This is a genomic window from Aurantimonas sp. C2-5-R2, assembly GCF_036549495.1.
Lineage (GTDB): Bacteria > Pseudomonadota > Alphaproteobacteria > Rhizobiales > Rhizobiaceae > Aurantimonas > Aurantimonas coralicida_A.
In genome coordinates this window covers 1-8,549 of sequence record NZ_JAZHLJ010000112.1, presented here as the reverse complement: position 1 = coordinate 8,549, position 8,549 = coordinate 1, and the positions used below count along the sequence as shown (strand labels likewise).

Here is an 8,549-nt window from a genome sequence, read left to right as displayed (position 1 = left end):
AGGACATCGGCGGCTCCTTTCGCAAAGGCCGACATCCGAATCCATTTCAGCTCAAAGCGATACGCCAAATCCCAAATGCGATTCCCCTGGGAAGGCCTCGACGGGAGATCTGTATGCGAGGCATTTGCGCGGGGTGAGATTGATGGTCATGGCGATCTCCTGGATGTCCTGCTCGCTGATCGCGTCGAGGTCGGTCCCGCGCGGGAGCCATCGTCGGATCCGCCCGTTGGCGTTCTCGACCCCGCCCTTCTGCCAGCTGGCGTAGGCGTCGCAGAAATATGTGGTGGCCGAGAGCATCCCGCGCAGCAGCATGTGGCGGGCGAAACAGGTGTCGTTGTCGAAGGTGACCGAGCCGCGCATCCTGGGGTCGAGGCGCCGGAAGGCGGCCGTCATCGCGGCGATCGTCTCGGCGGCGGTCTTGCCCGCCAAGCGCGACATCAGCGTGATCCGGGTCTTGCGCTCGTGCAGCACCAGGACCGGACGCGAGCGCTTGCAGATCACCAGATCAGCCTCCCAATGGCCTGCCGTCGCGCGCGTGTCAGCGTCGTCAGATCTCTGAGAAATATGGATTTTCTCCGCGATCGTGTCGCGAGAGGCCCGGGCGCGGCGCTTCCTGCGCCGGGCATGGTGGCGGGTCAGGAACCGTCAGAGCCGTTCCGTCTTCTGCGCGGCGCGATAGATCCAGATGTAGATCGTCTCCGTGCAGACAGCCCGCAGGCCGGTCTCGATCCCGAGCCGCAGCCGTCCGGCGATCTGCTCCGGAGCCCAGCCTTCGACCAATCGGTCCGTGACATAGGTCGCGAGCTTCGTGTCCGTCTCCAGAGCCGCGGTCCGCTGGCGGCGCAGCATGTACGCCCCGTCGGCCACGTGCGGCCGGTAGACGCCGCTGTCCAGCGCGTTGCGCCGGACCTCGCGCGAGATGGTCGACGCCGCGCGGCCGAGCGCCTTGGCGATCACCCGAAGCGACAGGCCGTCGGCCCTGAGATCCGCGAGCCGATCACGCTCCTCGGCCGTGAGGTGGCTGTATCCTGACATGGCAACACCGTTCTCCGTTTCGAGACAGACGGATACATCATCCGCCCGCGGTGTTGCGCTTCACGATGGAACTCACCCAGTGCGCCTCAACGGCCGGAAATGCTGGTTGTGGCGAGCGGTTGATCAGGACGGCTACGGGCTCGACGAGATCGTCCAGACGCGCCGCAACACCAAGGCCGCCAAGCGTTTGCTGGCACGACTTCTGAAGAAGCAGGGTCTGCCGCCAAAGCGCATGATCACCGACAAGCTGCGCTCCTATGGTGCGGCCAAACGCCAGGTCATGCCCGCCGTCGAACACCGCTCACACAAAGGCTTGAACAACCGGGCGGAGAACTCTCACCTGCCATTTCGAAAGCGCGAGCGAACGCGGAAGGGTTTCCGGTCGGTCGGCTCATTGCAATATTTCGTGTCGATCTTCTCCGCCGTCCGAAACCTCTTCGTCCCATCCCAGACCAACCGCTCCGCTGCACAAATCCGAAATCACCGACGTCAGGCCATGCCCGAGTGGGAAACCGTAAGTGCACGGCTCGCCTGAACAAGCGCGGCGCCAACTTCACGCGGCTATATTTCAAACAACGTGACAGCGCCGGTTCAAGCCATAACAGGCTTTAGACATCGGGAAATGTGCTCAGGCGCGCGCGAGCTCTTGCAAGTGCGGATAGAGGTCGGGCTTCTCCTCAAGGCCGAAGCCGAGCGCATTTGTCGGTGCGACCGTGCCGCCCTCGACGCGGCAGCCGGGACTATAGCCACCAAACGGTGCGAAGACGCCGGGATAGCTTTCCGAGCCACCCAACCCCAAGCCAACGACGATGTGCAGAGCGAGCATGTGGCCGCCATGCGGATGCAGGTCACGCCGGGAAAAGCCGTTCTCCTCCATGGTGGCGACCATACGGCAAAACTCGCCAAGCCCGTAAGACAGGCCGGGATCCATCTGGAACAGGTCGTGCCCTGGACGCAGGCCGCCAAAGAGGACGAGATTGCGCACGTCGCGTTCGGAAAAGAGGTTCTCGCCGGTGGCGAGCCGGTGGCGAGCCGGTGCGGATAATTCTCGGCAAGCCTTGCCATCAGCGCGTAATCCGCCGGATCGCCCGGTTCCTCGTACCAGCGCAGGCCGAAATCGCGCATCGCGAAACCGTAGGCGAGCGCCGTCTCCAGGTCGAAACGGCCATTGGCGTCCACGGCAAGATGGGCGGGGTCGCCGACAACGGCGACCGCCGCCTCGATCCGCGCCATGTCTTCGGCAACATCGGCCCCGCCGATCTTCATCTTGAATTGGGTGTATCCGAGGTCGCGGTAGCGGCGCATCTCATCCTTCAGTCGGCCATGGCTATCCGTCGGGTAATAGTAGCCTCCTGCCGCATAGACCGGCATCGCCGTTCGCGGCGTGATTCCGAAATGTTCCGCAATGAGCCGCCACGCCGGAATTCCAAGAAGCTTCGCATTAAGATCCCAGATCGCCAGTTCGAGTGCTGCCGCGGCATGGGCGCGGTCCCCGTGCCCGCCGGGCTTTTCGTTGCGCATGACGACGCGCAACACCTTATCGGCGTCGAATAGCTTTCCCTCGCCATCGAGAATGTCCTGTGGCGCGGCGGCCATCAGACGCGGGATGAGACGCTCCCGCAGAAGCCCGCTCTGGCCGAAGCGGCCGATCGAGTCGAAAGCAAAGCCGATGACCGGCTTTCCCTCGCGCATCACATCACTGACCACGGCGACGAGCGAGACCGTGTGCTCGGCGAAGTTCACCACCGCGTTGGTGATGTTTGCCTGGAGCGGAATCGCTCGTTCACGGACGTCGATGATGCGCATGGAGGGGTATCCCTTGAGTTGCTTGAGGATCTTCGGAGATCACGCAGCCGCGACAACCCGGGAGGTGAGATGCGGACATGAGACTATGCGGGTCATCCGGGCTCACATCTATCCAATTGCATCCGGTATGCGAATCGATCAGCCGGATGCAGACTTACGGTGATCATGAAAATCCATCCCGCGGCATCTCTGTAATGCCGAAGTATTCTGAGCGCTGGTGAGCCGACCAGCACGTAGAGCTGCTCGGCGAGAGCATCATGGATAATCGCACCCTGCAGTTCCTGTTTGATGTTCTTGACGTGAACGCCACAGTTTCTGGATAGGAGATCGCATAGGGCGCTCGTCTCGTCCGCAAGATGATCACGGACTTCGGACAGGCCTTCATCGATATAGGCAAAGCTTGCGCATATCGGCTTTCGCGGTCGTGCGGAATCCACACGTATGCTGGCAATCCGAAGCCAACGCGATCCGGGCGTCGCGCCGATACTCGCCGCCACGGATTTGTCGGCCACCAAATTTTCGACCGAACGGACGATGCGCCGTGTATCGCGCGCGTAGTGGATAAGTTCCTCCATCGAAAGAACAGACTGACCGAAACCAGCGGGCGGGCGAGGCTCCAGGACGAGCGTCCCCGCCCCGCGCCGCCGCTCGACCAGCCCATTGCCTTCCAGCAGACTGAGGGCCGCGCGGACAGTCGCCCGGGAAACGCTATGCATTGCCGCAAGCTCGTGCTCGCCCGGCAGCTTACTACCGGGCTGGTGAATGCCGCTCGTGATCGCCGCATGGAGATCGCGGGCCAGATTTGCATAAAGAGGTTCCGTCATCTCCGCCTCCTTTGCCGCGGTGTTGTGAGTGCGTCCATGACCGCGGATGCCCGACCGCTGGACACTCAAAATCCTATGAATTTGCATTTGTACGAACAACATGTAAGTTCGTACATGTGCTTCGAAAAAGCAATGAGCCTATCCGCGCAGCGGCGTCCGGCAAAGCTAACGATGTCCCGAACATGGCAGGAAATGAGTGACATTCGGACACCGAAGCTCTCGATCGGGACATCCGCAATGATGAAGGTGGGAACATGACCGTTTCGATTGCGAGACCCGAAGCCACTCGGCTCCTGGCCGAATATGCCGCTCGCCTTGCTTACGAGCAGTTGCCCTCGACGGTGATCGAAGCGGCGAAAACGGCCCTTATCGACTGGATTGCGGTCGCTGCCGTCGGCAGCCGCACCCGACAGGGCATCGCAGCCGCGGCGGTGGCAAGGGCCGAAAGGGCCAATCCGGAATCGACCCTCTTCAATGACGGGACTGCGACCTCAGCGACCTGGGCGGCCTTTGCCAACGGCACCGCTTCACACACGATCGAGCTGGATGACATCCATTTGCCGTCCATCGTGCATGGCGGCGTCGCGATGATCGGCGCAGCCGTCGCCGTTGCGCAGAAACTGAACGCAGATGGCAAGCAGCTCATTGGGGCCTTGGTCGTGGGCTTTGATGTCCAATATCGGATCGGCGAGGCGATCGCCGCATCGCATTATGGGAAATTCCATTCCACAGGGACAGTGGGAACATTCGGCGCAGCCGCAGCATGCGCCAAGCTGATGAATCTCGATGTCCTGCAGACGCAATGGGCTCTCGGAAATGCCGGCAGTCAGGCCGCTGGTCTCTGGCAGTATCTCAAGATCGGGGATGACACCAAGGTCCTCCACCCCGGCAAGTCTTGCATGAACGGCGTCATCGCCGCGAATCTCGCGGCCCAGGGCTTCACCGGATCGGTCGACATCATCGAGGGCGAGCGCGGTTTCATCGCCACCATGTCCGATCAGGTCGACTGGGACCGTATCACCGACCGGCTTGGGAGCTATTTCAAGGTGGTCGAGAACGGCTACAAGATCCATGCCTGCTGCCGCCACGGACATGTGACGATCGATCAGACGCTGCGTATCGTGGAGGCTGGCGATCTCACAGCAAAAGACATCGAACGAGTCACTGTCAAGCTGCCAACCAACTCGTCCATAACGATCGACGACCCGAATCCGCCGAGCGCCTATAAGGCGAAGTTCAGCGTCCAATTCATGGTAGCAAATGCCATCATCTATCGTCGGGTCGGACTTGAGGCTTTTACCGCGAAGCGACTTTCCGATCGGTCGGTTCGCGAATTGATGAGCCGAGTCGAAGTTGTTGAAGAACCAGCCTTCAATGAAGGCTTCCCCGACAAGTGGACAGCTGAGGTGACGATCGAAACTGCCGATGGCCGTTGTCTGGTCGGATCGAGCGACATGCCGCTTGGTGAATGGGTAAATCCTGTTCCAGCTTCGCGTGTCGAGGAGAAAGCTAGGGACCTGCTTTCTCTTGTGATGGACGAAAGTTCCATCGACACGCTGGTGGCACGCCTTGCCGACCTTCAAACAGTAGATAACGTCAGCGCGATGCTTCCTGAAATCGGCGGATCGGCGCCGAAGCTTCGCGCCGTCGTCTGATCTGGGAACGCGAGCGGTGAAACAGACCATTACCGAAAAGATTATTGCCCGTCATGCCGGGCGCGATGTCGTTCGGCCCGGCGAATATGTGGATGTCGCAGTGGACCAGACATGGTCGGACGATCTCGGCTCGCCGATAACGCTCGGCCTCCTCGAAAAGCATGGGATTGAAAAGGTTTTCGATCGTGACCGGGTGTTCGTGACCGCCATGGTCAATGCTCCGGCTCACAGCATTGAAACGGCGGAAATCCTCAAACTTATTCGCCAACTCACCAAGCGCTACGGCATCAGACTATACGAGATGGGCAGCGCAGCAATCCACAATGCGCTCGCCATCGAACTTGGTCAGACGCTGCCCGGTGATCTGATCGTTGGAGGCAACTCGCATGCCTGCATGGCGGGAGGCATCGGCTGCTATTCGACAGGCATGGGCAGCACGGACATCGCTGCGATTCTCGCGACGGGAAAGACTTGGCTCGAAGTGCCGCGAACCATCCGCTATCGCTATGTGGGAAGACTTCGCTCTTGGGTCACCGGCAAGGATCTGATCCTTCATACAATCGGCAAGATCGGTGTGGCGGGCGCTGACAACGCCGCCATGGAGTTCTGCGGCGAGCCAATCGACGCATTGGAGGTCGAAGAGCGGCTGTCGATGACCAATATGGCGATCGAAGCGGGCGGGCAAAACGCTATCGTCGCGCCTGACGCCAAGACGTTCGCCTATGTCGACAGGATTGCCAAGCGCCCCTACGAAGCTGTCCATGGTGATGCAGATGCAGCGATCTCCGAAGAGATCGTCATCCACATCGATGAACTGGAGCCCGTCGTCGCAGCGCCATTCTTGCCCAGCAACACGACATCCTGGCGCGATGTAAAAGGTTTGCATCTGGATCAAGTCTACATCGGATCCTGCACCAACGGGTGGATGCACGATCTGAGAGCGGCTGCCGAGATTTTTAAGGGCCGCAAGGTCGCTGACGATCTCCGTGTCATCGTCATTCCGTCTACTGCCCAAATTCACAGACAAGCGGTCGAAGAGGGTCTGGCGCAGATTTTCCTAGCGGCGGGCGCAGCCTTTTCCATGCCGACCTGCGGGCCCTGCATTGGAGCGCAGGCCGGCGTTCTGGCGGAAGGAGAACGCTGTCTTGCGACATCGAACAGAAACTTTCCCGGGCGCCAAGGATCGCTGAAGAGCGAAACGTATCTCTGCAACCCAGTCATCGCGGCCGCCAGCGCAGTCAAGGGTTGCATCGCCAGCCCGGATGATCTCTGAGAGGGCCGGATCGTGTGGCATCAAGGCAGAACATGGTTCTTCAAAGACGACGTCGACACCGATCAGATCATGCCGACCCGCTATTTGGCCCTTCGTACGGCCGAAGACCTCGGAAAGCACGCCTTGTCCGGCATCGACCCGGATTGGCCGGGGCGCATCTCCCAAGGCGACATCGTCGTCGGTGGCTGGAACTTCGGCTGCGGAAGTTCGCGCGAACATGCGCCGCTTGGGCTGAAAGGCCTTGGGCTGTCTTGCGTCGTTGCCAAATCCTTTTCGCGTATCTTTTACCGCAACGCCGTAAACATCGGCCTGCCACTGATCGTCGTGAAGGAGGATGTGGCGGACAGAACCCAAGGCAGAGACGGTTGGGTGGATATCGAGAACGGTTTGCTGTCCTTCAGCGGGGGCAAGGCGAGCTTGAAAGGGCAGCCACCCGCGCCGATCGTCCTCAGCATTCTCCGGCACGGCGGCTTGATGGCATACGTGGCGGCAAAGACTGTTGCGGCGCCAGCGTCGTAGCGAAGCGTGAATAGTTGCAGCCGCAACATTTCGCTGCAAGATATGCAGCGAAACGGAGCACAAGGCAGCGATCGCAAGGCGCGGCAGGCGCGGCCATCAGAACCTGATTCATGCGTCTGATACCAACGGGCGCTGATCAGTACTCATGGGCCCAGTCGCGCAGTCCGATGGAGATGATCTTCCAGGGCTGATCGATGAGCTTGTTCCAAGCGTCTCAGCAGTGGGCGACGATGTCGTCATAATCGCCGAAGATGCGGTTCGACAGCCAGTTGTCGCGCATGAACTGCCAGACGTTCTCCACCGGGTTCAACTCGGGGGCTCGCGGCGGCAGGAACAAGAGGGTGATGTTGTCCGGCACCTTCAGCTTCGGCGTCGAGTGCCAGCCGGCCCGATCGAGGATCAGGACCGCGTGCGCACCGGCATCGACGGCCCTGGAGATTTCCTGAAGGTGCTGGTTCATTGATTCGGTATCGCAATAGGGCAGGACGAGACCGGCGCCCTTGCCCTTCTTCGGGCAGATGGCGCCGAAGATGTAGGCCCACATGGTGCGCTGATCATACGGGGCCGAGGGCCGCGTGCCGCGACGAGCCCGGCGGCGGGTGACCTTGTTCTTTTGGCCTATGCGAGCCTCGTCTTGTGGGATGGTTCGCCTCCTCCTCGGCGGATATTTTCGCCGTCTCAACAAGGAGGCATGACATGACATTCAAGCAAATCGGCATCGATATCGGCAAAAACAGCTTCCACGTCGTCGGCCTTGGCACCGATGGCGACATCGTGCTGCGAAAGCAATTTACCCGTTCGCGGCTGCTGGCGTTTTTCGGTGATCGGCGCCGCGAGTGCCTGCGCGTTGCATTCGAGGCGTGTTCAGGCGCGCATTGGCTTGCCCACCAACTGATCGCGATGGGACATGACGTCAAGCTGCTGACCCCGGAGAGCGTGCGGCCCTTCGCAAAAGCGCAGAAGAATGATTGGAACGATGCGCTGGCAATTGCCGAANGGCAATATGATATCTTTCTTCATGGCGTTGCTCTCCTCAGTGGAATCGGCACCCCGAGCCTAACGGCTCGAGGCGGGCAACGCCGCCCACTTCAGAGTTTCAACAGAGATCGGGACATTCCCACGAAGCCACTGACGCGGCATTTGGGGGCCGATTTGCCGCTGAATCTTGTCAACGTCGGAGCAAAACCGGGCCAGTGGGGCGGAGTAAAAGCAGGCCACTGGCGTGAGGGGCACGACACAGGAGAGGGCCCGATCGGGCCCTTTCCTGTGTCGTGGAGGATGTCCTGAGGATCAGGGGTCGGTGATTTCGCCGGTCTCGGGATCGAAGGCGTCGGCAGTGGCCTGGTTTTGCTCCGCCGTGGCGGCGGCCCTGCGCGATCCGGCGGATTGTTTGAGGCGATAGCTGTCGCCGTTCATCGTCAGGATGTGGACGTGGTG

At 60.8% G+C, this 8,549-nt stretch carries 7 protein-coding genes and 3 pseudogenes; 5 read left to right on the top strand and 5 right to left on the bottom strand.

The genetic code is table 11. From position 1 onward, the window contains the following. Positions 1 to 51: 51 nt before the first annotated feature. A complete protein-coding gene (locus VQ044_RS22730) occupies positions 52 to 639 on the bottom strand; it encodes an IS30 family transposase (protein WP_327649810.1) in 588 nt (195 codons plus the stop codon). 6 nt (positions 640 to 645) lie between these two features. After that, positions 646 to 1,035, bottom strand: coding sequence for a helix-turn-helix domain-containing protein (locus VQ044_RS22725; protein WP_327649799.1), 390 nt, complete (start codon positions 1,033 to 1,035; stop codon positions 646 to 648). Between the two features lie 79 nt (positions 1,036 to 1,114). Between VQ044_RS22725 and VQ044_RS22720 the strand changes: the two are divergent. Further along, positions 1,115 to 1,570, top strand: a pseudogene (locus VQ044_RS22720) (IS6 family transposase); the annotation flags it as partial. Between the two features lie 93 nt (positions 1,571 to 1,663). On the opposite strand, the pseudogene VQ044_RS22715 reads toward VQ044_RS22720, so the two are convergent. Then, a pseudogene (locus tag VQ044_RS22715) lies at positions 1,664 to 2,841 on the bottom strand (enolase C-terminal domain-like protein). Between the two features lie 92 nt (positions 2,842 to 2,933). Then, the gene (locus VQ044_RS22710; protein WP_327649801.1) at positions 2,934 to 3,665 is read right to left on the bottom strand and encodes a GntR family transcriptional regulator; all 732 of its coding nucleotides are present in this window, start codon (positions 3,663 to 3,665) and stop codon (positions 2,934 to 2,936) included. 254 nt (positions 3,666 to 3,919) lie between these two features. Between VQ044_RS22710 and VQ044_RS22705 the strand changes: the two genes are divergently transcribed. The 3 genes from VQ044_RS22705 to VQ044_RS22695 are packed head-to-tail and all read left to right on the top strand — an operon-like array spanning position 3,920 to position 7,112. After that, complete coding sequence (locus VQ044_RS22705; RefSeq protein ID WP_327649803.1) at positions 3,920 to 5,320, top strand: MmgE/PrpD family protein; 1,401 nt, start codon at positions 3,920 to 3,922, stop codon at positions 5,318 to 5,320. A 16-nt stretch (positions 5,321 to 5,336) separates the two neighbouring features. Further along, positions 5,337 to 6,593 (top strand): 3-isopropylmalate dehydratase large subunit, encoded by a 1,257-nt coding sequence (locus VQ044_RS22700; RefSeq protein WP_327649805.1) that lies wholly within the window; start codon positions 5,337 to 5,339, stop codon positions 6,591 to 6,593. Positions 6,594 to 6,605: 12 nt separating this feature from the next. Continuing rightward, positions 6,606 to 7,112: a LeuD/DmdB family oxidoreductase small subunit gene (locus VQ044_RS22695; RefSeq protein ID WP_327649806.1), complete on the top strand. Its 507-nt coding sequence runs from the start codon at positions 6,606 to 6,608 to the stop codon at positions 7,110 to 7,112. Positions 7,113 to 7,248: 136 nt separating this feature from the next. Here VQ044_RS22695 and VQ044_RS22690 read toward each other — a convergent pair. After that, positions 7,249 to 7,815, bottom strand: a pseudogene (locus VQ044_RS22690) (IS630 family transposase). On the opposite strand from VQ044_RS22690, the gene VQ044_RS22685 reads away from it, so the two are divergent. Further along, positions 7,809 to 8,399, top strand: a complete 591-nt coding sequence (locus VQ044_RS22685) for an IS110 family transposase (RefSeq protein WP_331827792.1) — start codon at positions 7,809 to 7,811, stop codon at positions 8,397 to 8,399. The pseudogene VQ044_RS22690 and the gene VQ044_RS22685 overlap by 7 nt on opposite strands. Positions 8,400 to 8,549 lie beyond the last annotated feature (150 nt).